The sequence below is a fragment of the Staphylococcus sp. HMSC34G04 genome (assembly GCF_001838765.1).
Classification (GTDB): Bacteria; Bacillota; Bacilli; order Staphylococcales; family Staphylococcaceae; genus Staphylococcus; species Staphylococcus epidermidis.
Genome location: NZ_KV838739.1, coordinates 144,638 through 163,476, shown reverse-complemented (window position 1 = coordinate 163,476; position 18,839 = coordinate 144,638). Strand labels below are relative to the sequence as shown.

The following is an 18,839-nucleotide window of genomic DNA, read 5'->3' as shown; positions in this document are numbered from 1 at the left end:
AAACTTATCGTAAGATATTAGCGCAATAAGTAAATGTTATTAATTGAGAATGGTTATCAATAATGAACATCATTTTAAATATCAAACTACTATTCGGTTTCTTCATACAAATTGAATGACCACAAACTTATAAGCGTATGCGCTCAAAAATGAAATGATATCAATTTGATACTGTATCTATCAGCAGATATAATAATAAAATTTTAGTAGTGAGATATTAGTGATTTTTATAAAAAAACCTGAGACAATTTTGTTTGTCTCAGGTTTATAAAGCAATTACACTTTATTCTTCTTTTTCTTTATTTCTTCTAACTTCTCTTTTTTCAAGAATATCTGTTTCATAATCTTCTTGTTGATATTTAACATATTCTTGTAAACGATGTTTATTTGGTGTAAGTGTCAATCCAAGGAATTTACGTTCCTTATTTGCATCTTTGTAGAAACTTATCATCATCATTATGACGACGAATGAGAATGGGAAAGCACTTATAATGGCAGCACTTTGAATAGCATTCAAGGCTTTAGAGCCATCTCCTCCACCAGCTAATAATAGTACAAAGGCAATAAGTGCTTGCGCAACTCCCCAAGTTACTTTAACTAGACTACTTGGATTTAATGATCCAAATGTAGTTTGCATACCTAATACGAATGTTGCTGAGTCAGCTGAAGTAACAAAGAAAGAAGCAATAAGCAATAATGCAATGATAGATAAAACAATACCTAACGGAATATGGTTGAATACACCAAACAACTGCGTTTCAGGTGACATTTTAAAAAGATCCGAATGTTTTTTACCAGTTTCAATTCCTAATACGCCGAAAACACTGAACCATATAAAACTAACAATTGCCGGTACTAATAAAACACCTGAAATAAATTCCCTTATAGAACGACCTTTAGATACACGTGCGATGAATACACCAACGAATGGACTCCAACTTAGCCACCAACCCCAATAGTATAATGTCCACGTTGACATCCATTCACGCTTTTGACCGTTTAACGCAGCGGTATCAAAACTGTTAAATAAGAATGAATTTAATAAACTACCTGTAGAACTTGTCATCATATTTAAGATTAAAACAGTTGGTCCAACAATTAATGTAACAATCATTAATACCGTACCAAGACCTATATTTAAATTACTTAAATATTGAATTCCCTTGCTTAAACCTGACCAAGCACTAGCAATAAATAAAATTGTTACAACAACAATAATAATACCTTGAACAAAAGTGTTGTTCGGCACGTCAAATAAATAATGTAAGCCACCATTAATTTGAAGCGCGCCCATACCTAGAGATACAGCTACACCAACTAATGTAGCAAAAACAGATAATACATCAATTAAAGTACCTATTGGTCCTTCAACTTTATCTCCCAATAATGGACGTAAAGTTCTAGAAATTAATCCAGGTTCTCCTTTACGGAATTGAGAATAAGCTAAGGCTAAAGCTACCACACCATAAATTGCCCATGCGTGGAATCCCCAATGGAAAAATGTAGATCTTAAAGACTCAGTGTATGCTTTTGTCGTTTCAGGATCAGCTGTTGGTGGAGCTGCAAAATGTGCCATAGGTTCAGCTGCACCATAGAATACTAAACCAATACCCATACCAGCACTGAATAGCATTGCGAACCAAGAAATTGTATTAAATTCTGGTTTGTCATTAGGTTTCCCTAATTTAAGTTTCCCAATTGGACTGAATATCAAGAAAATACAGAAGAATACAATTACTGTTGTTAAAATAAGGTAATACCAACCCAAATTATTAGTAATCCACATCTTAGCTGTATTAGTAACGCTATCGAATTTCTCAGGCCAAACAGCACCGATGATCACTACTATAGCTGCAATAATTGAACTATAGATGAAAACCGAAGAAAACTTTTTATTTTTCTTCTCTTGTGAAGAAGAATTCATAATTAATTACTCCCTTCATTCGAATATTTAATTTTTCAAGGCAGTAAAATCAAAAAATTAAATTTTATTTTAAAATTTTTAACTTTACCAATACACTTTAATAGATTAACAAAGGTCTTCAACATTATCAAATTTACATAATTATAGTATTTGCTAAAATATTTATATATTGTATAATCAGAAATATATTTTAAAAGAAGGGATATGCTTTATGTTAAAAGAATTTAAAGAGTTTGCACTCAAGGGCAATGTTTTAGACTTAGCTATTGCTGTAGTTATGGGGGCAGCGTTTAATAAAATAGTTACATCCCTAGTCCAATACATTATCATGCCATTAATTGGTAAATTATTTGGTTCAGTTGATTTTGCTGAAGATTGGTCTTTTTGGGGTATCAAGTATGGACTTTTCATACAATCAATAATTGACTTCATTATAATTGCTTTTGCTTTATTTATCTTTGTTAAGATAGCTAATACAGTTATGAAAAAAGAAGAGAAAGAAGAAGAAGTGGAAGAAAATACTGTTTTATTAACAGAAATTAGAGACTTGCTTAAAAAATAATCAAATCACTATATTCAATTATAGAGACTTAAAGAAATTATGCATGTTTTTATTAAAGTATTGAAAAATCAATAGCTTTAAATTAGAGCATGTCACAAAATCTTAAGTCTCTATTTTTTTAATTTTTTTTAAATTGTGTATGGCTTTCGTATTGATTGCTTGTCACTTCTAAAATCAAAGGAATACGTTGCTTAAGCTCGCTTACATGTGAGATTATACCAACCATGCGCCCAGATGATTTTAAATTAATTAATGTATCTATCGCAGTTTCAAGTGTTTCTTGATCTAAAGTGCCAAATCCTTCATCTATAAACATAGAATCTAAAGTGATTCCACCTGATTCTTGCTGTACGACTTCACTTAATCCTAAAGCTAAAGCCAGTGATGCTTGAAATGTTTCTCCTCCTGAAAGTGAACTTATGTGTCTCGATTTATTTGAATGAAAATCAAACACGTCAATTTCCAATCCACTTAATCCTAAGGAAATGGCCTCTCTTCTAATCAGTTGATATCTATTACCACTCATAAATGAAAGTCGTTGATTCGCTTGAAAAATTATTTTTTCCAAGTAATAAATTAAAACATAATTTTCTAGTGTTAATTTATAATCATTTTTACCTGCTAATATTTCTGATAGCAAGAAAATTTCTTTTTGCACTTTTAATTCATCATCGAGGATCTGAATTATATTTTTTATGTTATTAAATTTGTTAGAGTTATTATCTATTTTATAGCTAATCGTAGCTATCTGTGAATTCGTTTCATCTAGTTTCAAGTTTGTTTTTTCTATAGATTGTCGTAAATCTTCTAAATTTAATAATTTTTTTCCTTTAACTAATTCATTGAGTCTGTTAATCTCTATTTCAAAACTTTGATAGTTCTTATTATAAATACTAATTTCTCTTTCTATTTCATCTTTTTGGGCACTTAAATCTGCAGCGCTTTTGACTTGATCATAAGACTCAAAACCAAGTTGTTGCATTTCTTTTTCCATTTTTAATTCTAAATTATTTATTTCTTTACTTGTTTGAGTTAAATTCTCAGTTAAATGTTTTTGATCATTCATTTCTATCTTTAACTTATTATTTAACTCGTTCAATTTATTTTTAGTTTTTTCTTTATCATACTCATAGTTCTCAACTTGTTTTTTAGCATGAGAATAATAAGCTTCAAAATCCTTTACTGATGAAAATTGTGAATGTCGTTCAAAATCATTAATTTGAATTTCCAGTTTTTCTTTTTGCGTGTTCTTTCTACTCAAATCTAAATCAAACTGATGTATTTTATTAACTATTTCTTTTTCTTGTTTCTCAAAATTTTCTACTAACTTATTTATGCTTTGTTGTTCATCTTTTAGTTGTTTCAAATGATTAAGTTGTTTTTGAAGCTCACTAATATCCTTCTTTTCTTGTTTCTCAAAATTTAATTCTTTTTCTCTATGATTTAATTCCTCAATTCGAGTTTCTATTTTGATTATTTCATCACGAATTTTTACCTTCTTACTTTCAAACTGTTTTATTTTATTATTTTTTTGAGCAATTAATTCAAAATCGATATGTTCTCCCAATGAATGTATTTCATTACCACAAATTGGACAAGTATCCCCTACTGACAAAGCGGACTTTATTTCATTTACAAAATCCTTTTTGTCATTCAAATCAATTAAAGTCGCATCTATATTAATTATTGATGATTCAATTTCATTTAACTGTTCTTTCTTCTCATTTAATTTACTAAGATAAGATGATTTATTTTGTTGTAATTTATCAAATAATTTCTCATCCTTTTTTTGTCTTTCATATTCATCTATAATCTTTTTCAGGTTATAAATCTCTTCAGTGTAATGATCAATAATTGCAAAATCTTTGTTTTTATCGTTCAATTCTTTCGTCAATTTTTCTTTTTTGGTTATTAAATCATTATATTCACTGTATAATCTTTTTATTTCTTCTTCAATTACCGGTTTTTGTTGATAACTACTAATAATCATATCTAATTGATTAAAGAAAACTTGGTTTTTTTCTAGATACTGATTAAATTGAGTTATTTCATTTTCTCGTGTTGATAAATGGTCGAGTTGTTTTTGAAAATCTTTAATTTCATTGCAATAGTTTGTTTCATTTAATTTTGATTGCTCATGAAGTGACTCTAATTCATCTTTACCTTTTTTTAAACTTTGCAGCCTAGTAAAATAAGTGATTAATACTTTAGATTCCTGAATCATTTTTAATTCTTGATTCAATTTATCAATATAGTTTTGTTCTTTTTTTAATTCGTCAAATTTGATTGTTTCCGCTTTTAATTTTTTAGTATTCTCACTTAATTCAACATTCACTTTATATTTATGATTTAAATCATCTAATTCTTTAGTTATTTTAATCTTAGCATCTTCAAATGACTTGAGAATTTTGTATCCATAATCATTAAATTGTGGGAATTTTTCAATCATTTTATCTGTCTGAGAACTCTCTAATTCTTTATATAAGGCCAATTCATCATTATTAAATGTATCTATATCATTCCATAAATTTTCAATTTGAGTGTATCTATTTTCAATTTGTACTTTTTCTTGCTTTACATTTTCTACAAGTAGATGTCTAATCTCATCAAATCGCTCACTATTAAAAAGTGTTCTAAGAATCGATTGTTTATCTTTACTATTTGACTGAAGAAACTTTTTAAATTCTCCTTGAGGCAAAATAAATAATTGACGAAATTGTTCAGCATTAACGCCTAATAATTGTACAATAAATTGATTACCTTGATTCACTTTACTTTCTCTTAATTCAAATTGATTATCAACTAATTCATATATATTTAACTTGGCTTGTGTTTTAGTTATATTCCCCTCTTTAATAAAAGGTGCTTCTCTATGAATTTTAAAGGTTTGATTATTAACTTTAAATTGATAAATTACTGACATTGGCGATTTACCATCTGCAAAATGACTTCTCAAATCTCCTTCTTTTCTAGTTTTGGTCGAAGCCATACCGTATAAAGCGTATACTATAGCATCAAATATCATTGTTTTACCAGATCCAGTTTTACCACTAATTAGAAAGAGTTGATCAGTTTCAACTTGCTCAAAATCAATAGTTTCTTTAATAAAAGGGCCAAAGTTCTCCATAACTATATGTAAAGGCTTCAAATCTTATCCCTCCCTATCCAATATAAAACTTAACAAGTGCTTTATTTTGTCTGATTGAACTTGACTCAGATGTTGATCCGTCATATTTTCATAAAAATTTTCTATAATTGTCTGATCATCTTGCTTTTTGATTTCGGCATGGCTAAAATTCTCACTATGCTCAAATGCTACATTCGATAGCGCTAATATATTGGGATAAATCTGTTTCAGTTTCGTCATTGGATCAGTAACATGAGAAACATTCGTTAACTTAAAATGAAAATAATTATTTTTATTTTTTACTTTTATTCTTTCTTGAATAATATCTTCATAATCACCTTCAATAACTTCTAATTCTCTTAGAGGTTTTAAAGGAACAAAAGTTTCATTTAATATTTGATTATTTTCAATATCAAGAACTCTATATCCTTTAGATTGAGTTACTTCAGAGAAAGAGTATTGCAATATCGAACCGCTATATTTGATAAAAGAGTTATTTATACTAAATGGATGATGTAGGTGCCCAAGCATTACATAATCAAACAACCGAAAAGAATGCATATCAACTGATTCTACTGTTCCAATAGTTAATGGTCTTTCCGAATCTGAAGTTTTACCGCCCTCTATAGTTAAATGACCAATTAGTATATTTACCTTATTATTATCTATGGAACTAGACATTTGCTCTAAGCATTCGTTTAATGCTTGTTGATATGTTTCTATTTGCTTATCCTTAAAATAATTTTGCATTTCACTCACAGTTGCGAAAGGTAAAGTGAAAAATTGAACACCACTCAATTCTATTGGATCATCAATATTTTCTAGTTGAGTTCTTATGTAAAGTTGATTATTCTCAAACCACTTAGCGCCATAATTCAATCTTTCCCTACCATCATGGTTACCGCTTATCATGATTATTGGAATTTCAAGTTCTATATTTAAGTATTCAATAGTCTCTTCTAGTAAACCTATCGCTTCTTTACTTGGATATGAGGTGTCATACAAATCACCTGCAATGACTATTAAATCTGGTTGTTCCTTCTCCATATGTTGTTTAAATTGAGTTAAAATATATTTTTGGTCTTCAAGCAATTGCTTTCCATTTAAAATTTTACCCAGATGCCAATCAGCGGTATGTACAATTTTCATAATTACCCTCCTGATAAGAACGTTTGTTCGTTTCAATTCTATATGCTTTTTTTACCTTTTTCAAGTAAAAAACCACCTATCAAAATAATGATAAGTGGTTAAACATATTACTTAATAAGATTCTTTTGCAATTTTTTATATTTATAAAGCATTGCACATCTCCAAGGTACTATCATACAAAATGCGAGTAAAAAAAACATACCAGCAATTTCACCTGGATCAATTTCGCTACTTATAAATATTTTAATAACTGTTCTTATTATTAATAATGATATTAAAATAATTGGAAATGCTTTAGACCGTTTCATATAAATATTATCATCTTTAACTTCAAATCTAGAAGTCCAGATTAAAACAGTAGAAAACAAAACACCTAATATCAAAGATTCTAACATTTCCATACCAGTTAATCTAAAATATGGTACCACATACATCAATGCACCGGTAGCCATGAAAAATGGTGGTAAGATAATTTTCTTTTCATTGACTGGAAACTGTTGTGCTTTCATTCTTATCACTATAACGACAGCACCCATTAGAAATGCAAACACAATGGAAAAGACTAAATAAGCCAAATTGACACCCTCTTTTGACATAAACTTATTCGCTTAAATAATCATCTGATAGTATATCACTATCACTATAAAATTGACACTTTAAATGTTCAAGTTTTAACATTTTAATACATATATAGTATTTAATTCATTACTAGAACATAAAATTAATATATTAATAATAAGTAAAAAAAGAGCGCTACAGTTATTTTGATAAGTTTCTGTAACACTCATTAATATAATGTCTATGAACCTTACATTTTTTGATTCATATTTTTATTCATCATTGTCATCATTTGATTGATTTTCTTTTGAGATGGTTTTTGTCCCATTTGCATCATCATCATACGTAGCATTTCCTCATTGATAGGTGGATTTTTCTTTAAGTAATCTTTCATATATTTTCTAGCTAATAAGAAACCACCAATTAAACCTGCAATAAGTGCTATAACGATCAGAATAATTGCTACCCAAATTGCCATTGTTTCACCCGCTTTCTGTATCCTTATGAATTTTACTAAATTCGTTCTGTTATTTCAAGACATTCTTGAATAATAACGATTAGTACTCCATTTATTATCATAACAAAGCCAAAGATATTATTAAATTCTATTTTAATATCTAAAAGGTTACTAACCAATTTTGATGGTTAGTAACCTAAAAAGTTCAACTAAATCATTGTCTAAATTTATAATGAACGGACTTGTTTTAAAATATTTTCTTTAGTGAATCCATACTTTTCAACTACTAAATCTCCAGGAGCACTAGCACCAAAACTATCTATACCAATAACTTTACCTTCAATACCAACATATTTATGCCAACCGAGTGGTGATGCCATTTCGATAGCTATACGTTTAGTAACATCAGAAGGTAAAATTGATTCTTTATATTCAGAAGATTGTTGTTCAAATGCGTACCAGTTTGGCATAGAAATAACTCGTACACCTTTACCTTGTTGCTCTAATTCTTTTGCAGCTTCTACAGCTAAATTAACTTCTGATCCTGATGCCAATAATAAATATTCAAGTTGTTGTTCTGTTTCAAAAACAATATACGCACCTTTTCTCACACCATTTTCAACTGTTTGTTTATCAACATCCAAAGTTGGTAAATTTTGACGAGTTAACACTAATGATGTTGGCGTTTGTTCTGATTCAAGTGCAACTTCCCAAGCTACACGTGTTTCATTACCATCAGCTGGACGAATAACATTCATATTAGGAATGGCACGAAGACCTGCTAATTGTTCTATAGGTTCGTGTGTGGGTCCATCTTCACCTACAGCAATTGAATCATGAGTAAAGATGAATGTTGAATTGAGCCCCATGATTGATGATAATCGTAAAGCTGGTTTTAGATAATCACTGAATACAAAGAATGTTGCTGCATACGGATGAAGTCCACCATGTGCTGCCATACCGTTTACTGCTGCTCCCATTGCAAATTCACGTACACCAAACCATACGTTTTTACCTTCTGGAGTATCTTTATTATAATCTTTAGCTTCTTTAACGTTAGATTTATTTGAACCTGCTAAGTCTGCTGATCCACCAAAGAATGAAGGAACAAATTCACTTAATTTTTGAATTATTTCTCCTGAATCAGCTCTAGAAGCACCACTGTGATTTAAATCATATTCTGGTAAGGCATTAGCGTAATGATTTGGTAACTTACCACTCATTGCTAATTTAAATTCCTCAGCTAATTCTGGATAGGCTTCACTATAATTTTTAAGCATATTATTCCAAGCCTCTTCATTTTCATTTGCACGTTTTAACATTGTTGATTTAAATATTTCGTATACATCTTCAGGAACATTAAAACGTTTTTCAGGATCTAATCCATATTCTTTAAATGTAAGTGCACGTTCTTCTTCACCAAGTGGGGCACCATGAACTCCATTTGAACCAGCTTTATTAGGAGAACCAAAACCAATAATAGTTTTAACTTCGATAATAGTAGGTCCTTGTTGTGATTTAGCTTGAGTGATTGCATTATCAATCTCATCTAAATCGTTACCATTTTCAACTAGAATATAGTTCCAACCATAGGCTTCAAAACGCTGTTTTGTGTCTTCAGAAAATGATTTATCTAAATCTCCATCTAAAGATATATCATTTGAATCATAAAGGACAATTAATTTATCTAACTGATTATGACCTGCAAAAGATGCAGCTTCATGTGAGATACCTTCCATTAAGTCACCATCTGACGCTAGTACATAAGTGTAATGATCAACTATATTAAATTGGTCCCTATTAAATTTACCTGCTAAATGACTTTCTGCTAACGCCATCCCTACAGACATGGCAAAACCTTGACCTAATGGACCAGTAGTAACTTCTACGCCATCAGTATGTCTATATTCTGGATGTCCAGGCGTCTTCGAACCCCATTGTCTAAATTGTTTAAGTTCTTCAAGTTCTAAACTACCAGAGACATGTAATAAGCTATACAATAAAGCCGAACCATGACCTGCTGATAGAATAAATCTATCTCTATTAAAAAAATCTTTAGATTGAGGGTTAAAATTAAGGTGGCGCGTCCATAAAGTATACGCCATAGGTGCCGCTCCCATAGGTAATCCAGGGTGTCCTGAATTTGCTTTTTCGATTGCATCAATGCTTAAAGCACGTATCGTATCTATAGCTAATTGATCTTTTTCATTAAACATCGTTGTGTCTTCCCTTCTACAATTAATATCTATTTTTAATTATAACTTATTTTATTTTAAAATGATAAAGAAAAATCAGATAAATTAGATCTAAGGATATAACTGGATTCAAACTATATACCTAGTTTAACTCCCTAAAAGTTAATTAAAAATAAATTATTTCTAAGTAAATCATCAATGACTACGAAAATTTTCAACTTATATATCAATGATGAGTCGAACTCTATTGTTTTATTTATTGTGATTCTCTTCTTGTATCTTTTTTAACTTTTCAGGTGTCACATCATTTCCTTCAGGATCAATGACCTTAGTATTTTCTATCTGTTGTTTAAAACCTTTTCTAAATTCTTCTAAATACTGTTTTCTTAATTTAGTCTGTTCTTTAGCCTCTTCATTGGTTAAGCCCTGTTCTTTCTTTTTTCTGGCTAATTCATTTATTCTATCAATATTTAAATTTTCTTTACTCATTTGAAACCTCTTTCTTAATGCATAAAATTTTATTGTTATGATAATAATTAACAAATATTCTGTTAGTTTTAATGATACTTATTACTTGAGTAGAATATATCAAAAAAATAAGCATAACCAAATTGTTACGCTCATTTTACAGTAGATAATATGAAAATTAATTGACTAATGCGAACACAGACTGATCATTCTGTTCGCTATTTTGTTTGTCTTTATAGTTTTGAGTAGTTCCTTTTTGATTATGTTGATGAATCTTGTGGTCAGTCATTTCGTACGTTTGTTCTGATTGAGCACCTTGGTTAACGCTTAAAAAGAAAGTTAAAAAAACAATACAAGACACTATTACTATTGCCATATATGTTAAAAATTTATATTTGTATTTTAAAATCATCCAATATCACTCCTAGAACATTTGTTTGTATAAGTAATTTATCAGAACATAAGTTCTGTGTCAACAACATTGCGAACAAATGTTTGTTAGAAAAGGTAATTAATGATATAATTATCTCAAACAATAATAAGGAGTGCCTATTTATGAGAGAACTCACTAAGCGACAAAGTGAAATATATGATTATATTAAGAAAATTGTTCAAACAAAAGGTTATCCACCAAGTGTTCGAGAAATTGGCGAAGCTGTCGGTTTAGCTTCAAGTTCTACAGTACATGGACATTTATCTAGATTAGAAGAAAAAGGATATATAAGAAGAGATCCTACTAAACCTAGAGCTATCGAGATAGTTAGCGAACAATTAGATGAGGTAAATGTAGAGGAAACAATTCATGTTCCGGTTATCGGTAAAGTTACGGCCGGCGTTCCAATTACCGCTGTAGAAAATATAGAAGAATATTTTCCACTACCAGAGCACTTAACTTCAACACATAACAGCGATATATTTATTTTAAATGTAGTTGGGGAAAGTATGATTGAAGCTGGAATATTAGATGGCGACAAAGTAATTGTACGAAGTCAAACTATTGCTGAAAATGGTGATATTATAGTAGCTATGACTGAAGATGAAGAAGCTACTGTTAAACGCTTCTATAAAGAAAAAAATCGTTATAGACTACAACCTGAAAATAGTACTATGGAGCCTATTTACTTAGATAATGTCATTGTAATAGGTAAAGTAATAGGATTATATAGAGAAATGTAATAAATTTATAATCAATTTCTTATTTTTAAGTGTAGGCCTCCTTATATTTTTTATATGGTTTAAAAACAATACCCTAGGACAGCCACTAATGTCCTAGGGTATTTAATATATTAATCTCGATGCCAGTGTTAGTGTTAAGATAACGGCTTTTATCAAATTTTTTACTCTGAACTACACCTGTTGTGAGAGAAAAATTCAATACAACTTCTGACCAACCGATTTTGTTTTTTTGTTCTTATCTAATATTTCTTTCACTTTTTCAAGTATATCAGTTTGCTTTTTACTTTTTTGCTTCATATTTATCTACATCCTTACGGACTATTTATACCCATAAGTCATATATATAAACATTTAACTTGTATAATTTTCAGTCCAAAAGGGTTGTCTTCGATCATTGAAATATACACCTACGCCTAAATAATCAAAATGAGTGTTTAAAATATTCTTTCTATGCCCCAATGAATTCATCAAACCTTCATGTGCATAGATACTATTCAATTGTCCATATGCTAAATTTTCTCCAGCAGCTTTAAATTCGATTCCATCTTTTTTTAATCTATCAAAAGGAGAAAGTTTCTTTTCATTTACATGGTCAAAGTAATTATGCTTAACCATGTCAATACTATGCTTACGCGCAGTATGAGAAACATCCTTGGAATAATCTAATGTTTTTAAGCCATGTTGTTTTCTTTCAGCATTAACAATGTCAAAATTTTGCAACTCAAAACTCTTTGCAAGTAATTTAGATGGTCTACCATATTGATATCTTAAACGATTTTCCATTTTCTCACTCACTTGTAATAATGACTTCACACCATTATCTCTGTGTTTATCATAAAATACTGTGGTATAAATATGGTCTTTATGGAAAACATCATACTCATTACTTTTTACATCAAAACCAACTTTTCCTTTTTTTATAACTTGAATCGGGGACCCATATCTTTCCCTAACAACATCTTTAGGAGTATCATACTTAATTTGAGATTTAGATGAAATAAGATTTTGATTTGTATACAATGCATTAACATGATTGTTAATATAACTCACCATCAAAAATTGATTATAATCATTTGAATAATATGTGTACCAATTTGTGCCATACACACTCGAAGTCATACGCTTATGCCGTCCCAACTGTGCTTCAACATCTTTTCTAGTCATATTCATCTGTATATTGTTGATTGCAAATTCTTGTTTTTTAGGAATCGCTAATTGAGTATTATCGTCATTTGAATCAGAATCAATCCATCGATTAATTTGATGACGTATATCATTTTGAGCTTTTATCATAAAAGTAGTTTCTTTGACTGGCGTAAAAATAACGATGCAAAGTAAAACTGTAATCAATAAAAGAAATCTTTTAATTGTATTCACCTACTACTTTTTACTAATCTCTATCACCATTAAAAATTGAATTTCTAACTATGACGTAATCAACTGTTCTTAATGACTTCAAGTCCTTTCCTCCTGCATATGAAATTGAACTCTGTAAATCTTGTTCCATTTCAGTAAGCGTATCTTTAAGAGATCCTTTGTGTTCTACAAACATTTTTTTACCTTCAACGTTCTTATGTTCACCTTTTTGATATTCTGAGGCACTACCAAAATATTCTTTATATTTTTTGCCATCTAGCTCGACGGTTTCACCCGGTGATTCCTCGTGGGCAGCAAACAAAGACCCAATCATCACCATAGAGGCACCAAAACGAATTGATTTGGCTATATCACCGTGGGTTCTTAACCCTCCATCTGCAATAATAGGTTTTCTAGCTGCCTTATTACAAAGGTTTAACGCAGAAAGTTGCCAACCTCCTGTACCAAATCCAGTTTTAATTTTAGTAATACATACTCTTCCTGGACCAATACCTACTTTTGTAGCATCTGCACCAGCATTCTCAAGTTCTCTTACTCCTTCAGGAGTCCCAACATTTCCAGCTATCACAAAACTATTTGGTAAATGTTTTTTTATATGCTTAATCATATTTATAACTGAATTTGAGTGACCATGAGCAATATCAATTGTTATATATTCTGGTATGAGCGATGAAGAAGCTAATTTTTCAATAAAATTAAATTCGTTTTCTTTAACACCAACAGAAATAGAAGCAAATAACCCTTCATGATGCATTTTTTTTATAAATGGAATTCTATTTTCTTCATTAAATCTATGCATGATATAAAAATAATCGTTTTCTGCAAACCATTGCGCAAGTTCTTCATTCATGACTGTTTGCATGTTTGCTGGAACAACTGGCAATTTAAAAGTACGAGGCCCAAATTTAACCGAAGTATTACACTCAGATCTACTTCCAACAATACATTTATTGGGAATTAATTGTATATCTTCATAATCAAAAATTTTCATCTTTTTTAACCCCTTACAATAGAATTAATCTTCAAAATATTTATTCAATATACGAATAATACCTTTAATTTTGTAAAAATCATTCATATTATTCATCCTTTTTAAATGTACATTGTTTTTCTTCTATTGTAAATGGACCTAAGTAGTAAATTTTTACCAACTAGATTTTTTTACACCTGGAATTTGACCTTTATGCGCATGTTCTCTAAATGCAATTCTAGACATTTCAAACTTACGTAACACACCTCTAGGTCTACCAGTTACTTTACATCTTCTAGTTAGTCTAGTTGGAGATGAATCTCTTGGTAACTTTCTTAATGCTTCGTAGTCTCCTTTTGCTTTTAATTCTTTACGTAACTCGTAATATTGATTTACTAATTCTTGTCTTTTTTGCTCTTTTGCTATTTTAGATTTTTTCGCCATATATTATAACCTCTTTCTATAAATCGTAATTATTACGTTTTATAGAATAACATATATTTCAAAATATACAAGTGAAAATCCTTCTATCTATGTATAAACTAAAAAAACTCCCCTATGAGTTAAGGAGAGTTTTCGTTTCAAATTGTCGTATTTGAAAGATAAGTAATTATTTTGTTTCACGATGTAACGTATATTTATTTAATCTTGGGCAATATTTTTTCATTTCAATGCGTTCAGGATTATTACGTTTATTTTTAGTAGTAATATAGTTACGATCGCCACACTCTGTGCAGGCTAATGTAATATTTACGCGCACGTTAAACACCCTTTCTAATGTTGTTAGGAATTCTTACGATTTAAGATTGTATCATAAAATTCAGTGGTAAGCAATCTATGAATTTTAGATTATTTAAAGTTTTCATATGTTTCGTCTTGGTTTGTCTCTAAATCAATTTGATTGATATCAAAATCTAAAGCTTTTGCTACACCTTTCCCATATTCTGGATCAGCTTTATAGCAGTGGCGAATGTGGCGAACTTTGACATCTTTAGAGACCCCATCCATTGCATTAGCTGTATTTGTGAAGATACGCTCTTTTGCATCTTCGGACTGTAATCTGAATAATTTACCTGGCTGTTCAAAGTAATTGTCATCATCCTGGCGATAATTATATTCATAACCATCACCATCTGTCGGGAATGGTGGCTTCTTGTGTTCAGGCTGTGACTCATATATACCTTGATTATTAGGATAATAATGTGGGCCTCCACCTTGGTTATTATCTAAGAAACGCATTTGTCCATCACGACTAAATGGACACAAGTTCTCAACTCCAACTCCCTTAGGTTGATTGACAGGAATCTGCCAATGATTAACTCCTAAACGATAACGTTGGGCATCTCCATATGAGAATAAACGTCCTTGTAGCATTTTATCTGGTGAATAATCTAACCCAGGAACAATATTTGTAGGCGCAAACGCTGCCTGCTCTACATCAAGAAAATAATTCTCAGGATTACGATTCAACTCAAATTCTCCCACTTCAATCAGTGGATAGTCTTTTTTATACCATACCTTTGTTAAATCAAAAGGATTGTCTGGATGATTTTTAGCTTGTTTCTCTGTCATAACTTGAATGTACATTTTCCATTTTGGATAATCTCCATTTTCGATAGCATTATATAAATCCCTCTGTGAAGAATCTCTATCCATACCTACAATTTTAGCTGCTTCCTCGTCAGTATAGTTTTCAATTCCTTGTTGTGTACGGAAATGATATTTAACCCATACACGTTCACCTTTATCATTATACATAGAATACGTATGAGATCCGAATCCATGCATATTTCGGAATCCTTTTGGCATACCTCTGTCTGACATTAATATTGTCACTTGATGCAATGCTTCAGGGAGACCTGTCCAAAAGTCCCAGTTATTTTGTGCACTTCTCATATTTGTACGTGGATCTCGTTTTACAGCACGATTCAAACTAATAAATAGTTTAGGATCTCTAAAGAAGAAAACTGGCGTATTGTTACCTACTAAATCCCAGTTTCCATCTTCAGTGTAGAATTTCAAAGCAAACCCACGTATATCACGTTCTAAATCTGCTGCTCCACGTTCTCCTGATACGGTAGAAAAACGTGCAAACATCTCTGTTTGTTTTCCGACTTCTGAGAATATTTTCGCATTTGTATATTGTGTGATGTCATTTGTAACTGTGAACGTTCCAAATGCACCTGAACCTTTCGCATGCATACGACGTTCAGGAATCACTTCTCTATCGAAGTGAGACATTTGTTCTAAATAATAAACGTCCTGCATTAATAATGGTCCACGTTGTCCTGCTGTCATACTATTTTCTCTATCCGAAACTGGAGCACCAAAAAGTCCAGTTAATTTTCCATCCTGTTTTGACATAGCAAGCTCCCCCTCACCTTTATATTTAATATTGATTACTATGTAGTACCCATTTTAATTAAACCCTTTTCCGATAGCAAATAAACTTATTTTAAAGTTATTGTTAGAAAAATATAAGAAATATCAGAAAAATTTAACAATTACGCTTTAAAGTACTAAAAAGTTATTGAATAGTATCTTTAAAAAGATTAAAATGAAGGATATATTTTAAGATAGATGGGAGACGGCATATGGAAGATAATAATATGAAACGTGGTCTCAATTCGAGACATATATCCATGATAGCTATAGGTGGCGCTATAGGTACTGGACTTTTTGTGGCAACTGGAAGTGTCATTTCTCAAGCTGGTCCGGGAGGAGCTATATTAGCTTATATACTAATTGGTATCATGCTTTATTTTTTAATGTCATCAATAGGAGAATTAGCAACTTTCTATCCGGTTTCTGGTTCTTTTAGTTCATACTCTACCAGATTTGTTGATTCGTCACTTGGTTTTACAATGGGTTGGTTGTATTGGGGTATGTGGTCACTTGTAACAAGTGTAGATATCATTGTTGCTTCCAATGTATTACAATATTGGGATGTATTTAAAGTTTTAAATCCACTTACATGGAGCTTAATTTTTTTAACTCTGTTGTTTTTAATTAATATTTTTTCTGTTAAAGCTTTTGGAGAAACTGAGTTTTGGTTATCACTTATCAAAGTCATTACTATAATAGTATTTATTATTTTTGGAATTATGATGATTTTCGGTATTCTTGGTGGTCATACATATGGCTTTGAGAATTATACAAAAGGTCAAGCACCTTTTGTCGGTGGAATATCAGGCATATTAAGCGTTCTTTTAGTTGCTGGATTTTCAGTTGGTGGTACTGAAGTAGTTGCAGTAACAGCTGGTGAATCAAATAATCCTGAAAAATCAATGCCTAAAGCTATCAAACAGGTATTTTGGAGAATATTACTCTTTTACGTATTGTCTATAGCTGTGATAGCTGCCATCATTCCATATACGGACCCACTTTTACTTAATGAAAGTGAGTCTGTATCACAAAGTCCGTTTACAATTGTTTTCGATAGAATAGGAATCGCTTTTGCTGCATCAGTCATCAATGCTGTTATCTTAACATCATTATTATCAGCAGCTAACTCTGGTATTTATACAACAAGTAGAATGCTATTTTCTTTAAGTGCTGATAAACAAGCACCTAAATTCTTTGGAAAACTCAATGATAAGACTAAATTACCTATGCGTGCATTAATTACAACATATATTATTATTGTATTAGTCATTGTTTATGCTAATTTTAATGCTAATGCTGTATTTAACTTATTAAATATCATAGGATCTATGGTTATTGTCGTTTGGGGATCTAGTATTTGGTCACAAATTAGATTAAGACAAGCAATTAAAAAACAGGGTAAAAATCCAGATAAACTGTTGCCATATAAAGCACCTTTTTACCCAGTAGGACCTATTATTGTCCTTTTCACATTATTATTCTTATTATTAGGTAGTTCCTTTGGTAGTATCGCATCTGGTGATATTTTAGGTGTCATTCGAAACTTTACACCATTATTTATTCTAGCAATCATCTATATTGCTCATAAATTAATCAAACGGACACATTTTGTCAAACTGGAAGAAATAGATTTAACTCCGCATAATTACAAGAATTAATTATTAAGAAGGCCTGTGACGTGTGTATTTGTCACAGGCCTTCTTAATATTAGTAATTGATAGTTGACCCCAAAATGCTTACATCACTTTCAATATCAATATCCTCGATGCTAAAGAGTACTTCATACTTAATTTTTACTGAAAATATACATCGTGACTATAGACTGTGTTGGAGCTTCGAATTCGATAGGAATTTTGTTCACCTTCTTATTTATGATTTAATACCGTACATAAATTTTCGTTATTTTATGATTAAAACTTATAATGTATAATAAAGATAATAAAATGGTATAGAGGTGGATAACATGGTTGGACAAACAAATTTATTCGATGATGTTATAAAGAAAGAGGAACGCTTTGTTATAGTTGTTCAAGCACTTGAAGAAAAAAATGGTAAGCTCTTAAAACGGACTTTGAGAGAATATCCAAGCTTAGAGCACACGCAAATGAATGACCTTTTCTCTCATCTTAAAGAAGTATTTCTTGAAGAACCTTTTGGTGTCAATCAATCAGCATATAGTATTACAGTTTATACAAATCTAGATTATGCTGCAGATCAAGTCTATGCACATGTTAAACGCTTTAAAGGGAAACATGACTGGACACATACTGCGAAATAGCAAATCAATTAAAAATGTCGATTTTTAATTGATTTGAAAGAAAAGGAAAAGTAAACAAAAATTTAAATATATTCATTGGCATGGATGAAGATTAATTATCTAACTTATATAATGAATAAAGAAGCCCGTAAATAAATTTTGAAAATTCATTTACGGGCTATTTTTCTAGGAATTATGTCACAGACTCATATAATATATTAACATGAAAAGTTC

General features: G+C 30.5%; 17 protein-coding genes. 4 read left to right on the top strand and 13 right to left on the bottom strand.

From position 1 onward, the window contains the following. Positions 1–283: 283 nt before the first annotated feature. Positions 284–1,924 carry a BCCT family transporter gene (locus HMPREF3241_RS07575; protein WP_002475189.1) on the bottom strand — a complete coding sequence of 547 codons (1,641 nt, stop codon included), beginning with the start codon at positions 1,922–1,924 and terminating at the stop codon, positions 284–286. A 211-nt stretch (positions 1,925–2,135) separates the two neighbouring features. Between HMPREF3241_RS07575 and mscL the strand changes: the two genes are divergently transcribed. Beyond that, positions 2,136–2,486 (top strand): large conductance mechanosensitive channel protein MscL, encoded by a 351-nt coding sequence (gene mscL, locus HMPREF3241_RS07570; protein ID WP_002446365.1) that lies wholly within the window; start codon positions 2,136–2,138, stop codon positions 2,484–2,486. 118 nt (positions 2,487–2,604) lie between these two features. Here mscL and sbcC read toward each other — a convergent pair whose 3' ends face one another. From sbcC to sosA, 7 genes are all read right to left on the bottom strand, one after another. Further along, entirely contained in the window at positions 2,605–5,634 is a 3,030-nt protein-coding gene (gene sbcC, locus HMPREF3241_RS07565) for an exonuclease subunit SbcC (protein ID WP_070853577.1), read from the bottom strand. Between the two features lie 3 nt (positions 5,635–5,637). Then, a complete protein-coding gene (gene sbcD, locus HMPREF3241_RS07560) occupies positions 5,638–6,762 on the bottom strand; it encodes an exonuclease subunit SbcD (RefSeq protein ID WP_002446363.1) in 1,125 nt (374 codons plus the stop codon). A 107-nt stretch (positions 6,763–6,869) separates the two neighbouring features. After that, positions 6,870–7,337, bottom strand: a complete 468-nt coding sequence (locus HMPREF3241_RS07555) for a CcdC family protein (protein WP_002457502.1) — start codon at positions 7,335–7,337, stop codon at positions 6,870–6,872. A 233-nt stretch (positions 7,338–7,570) separates the two neighbouring features. Continuing rightward, positions 7,571–7,798, bottom strand: coding sequence for a YneF family protein (locus HMPREF3241_RS07550; RefSeq protein ID WP_001831215.1), 228 nt, complete (start codon positions 7,796–7,798; stop codon positions 7,571–7,573). 206 nt (positions 7,799–8,004) lie between these two features. Beyond that, on the bottom strand, positions 8,005–9,993 hold the full coding sequence (gene tkt / locus HMPREF3241_RS07545; RefSeq protein WP_002446360.1) for a transketolase: 1,989 nt from the start codon (positions 9,991–9,993) through the stop codon (positions 8,005–8,007). Between the two features lie 231 nt (positions 9,994–10,224). Then, entirely contained in the window at positions 10,225–10,461 is a 237-nt protein-coding gene (locus HMPREF3241_RS07540) for a DUF896 domain-containing protein (protein ID WP_002446359.1), read from the bottom strand. 157 nt (positions 10,462–10,618) lie between these two features. Continuing rightward, on the bottom strand, positions 10,619–10,852 hold the full coding sequence (gene sosA, locus HMPREF3241_RS07535) for a DNA damage-induced cell division inhibitor SosA (protein WP_002446358.1): 234 nt from the start codon (positions 10,850–10,852) through the stop codon (positions 10,619–10,621). A 143-nt stretch (positions 10,853–10,995) separates the two neighbouring features. Here sosA and lexA point away from each other — a divergent pair, with 143 nt between their 5' ends. Beyond that, positions 10,996–11,616, top strand: coding sequence for a transcriptional repressor LexA (gene lexA / locus HMPREF3241_RS07530; protein ID WP_002446357.1), 621 nt, complete (start codon positions 10,996–10,998; stop codon positions 11,614–11,616). Positions 11,617–11,967: 351 nt separating this feature from the next. On the opposite strand, the gene HMPREF3241_RS07525 is transcribed toward lexA, so the two are convergent. The 5 genes from HMPREF3241_RS07525 to HMPREF3241_RS07505 all read right to left on the bottom strand — a co-directional run bounded on the left by HMPREF3241_RS07525 (position 11,968) and on the right by HMPREF3241_RS07505 (position 16,327). Next, positions 11,968–12,993, bottom strand: a complete 1,026-nt coding sequence (locus HMPREF3241_RS07525) for a CAP domain-containing protein (protein ID WP_002446356.1) — start codon at positions 12,991–12,993, stop codon at positions 11,968–11,970. 13 nt (positions 12,994–13,006) lie between these two features. After that, a complete protein-coding gene (gene guaC, locus HMPREF3241_RS07520; protein ID WP_070592663.1) occupies positions 13,007–13,984 on the bottom strand; it encodes a GMP reductase in 978 nt (325 codons plus the stop codon). 153 nt (positions 13,985–14,137) lie between these two features. Then, on the bottom strand, positions 14,138–14,407 hold the full coding sequence (gene rpsN, locus HMPREF3241_RS07515; RefSeq protein WP_070853576.1) for a 30S ribosomal protein S14: 270 nt from the start codon (positions 14,405–14,407) through the stop codon (positions 14,138–14,140). A gap of 166 nt (positions 14,408–14,573) precedes the next feature. After that, on the bottom strand, positions 14,574–14,723 hold the full coding sequence (gene rpmG / locus HMPREF3241_RS07510) for a 50S ribosomal protein L33 (RefSeq protein WP_001831295.1): 150 nt from the start codon (positions 14,721–14,723) through the stop codon (positions 14,574–14,576). 89 nt (positions 14,724–14,812) lie between these two features. Beyond that, the gene (locus tag HMPREF3241_RS07505) at positions 14,813–16,327 is read right to left on the bottom strand and encodes a catalase (RefSeq protein WP_002446354.1); all 1,515 of its coding nucleotides are present in this window, start codon (positions 16,325–16,327) and stop codon (positions 14,813–14,815) included. A 230-nt stretch (positions 16,328–16,557) separates the two neighbouring features. Between HMPREF3241_RS07505 and HMPREF3241_RS07500 the strand changes: the two genes are divergently transcribed. Both HMPREF3241_RS07500 and HMPREF3241_RS07495 read left to right on the top strand, forming a co-directional pair. After that, on the top strand, positions 16,558–18,006 hold the full coding sequence (locus HMPREF3241_RS07500; protein WP_002446353.1) for an amino acid permease: 1,449 nt from the start codon (positions 16,558–16,560) through the stop codon (positions 18,004–18,006). Positions 18,007–18,311: 305 nt separating this feature from the next. Continuing rightward, complete coding sequence (locus tag HMPREF3241_RS07495; protein ID WP_002446352.1) at positions 18,312–18,626, top strand: hypothetical protein; 315 nt, start codon at positions 18,312–18,314, stop codon at positions 18,624–18,626. Positions 18,627–18,839 lie beyond the last annotated feature (213 nt).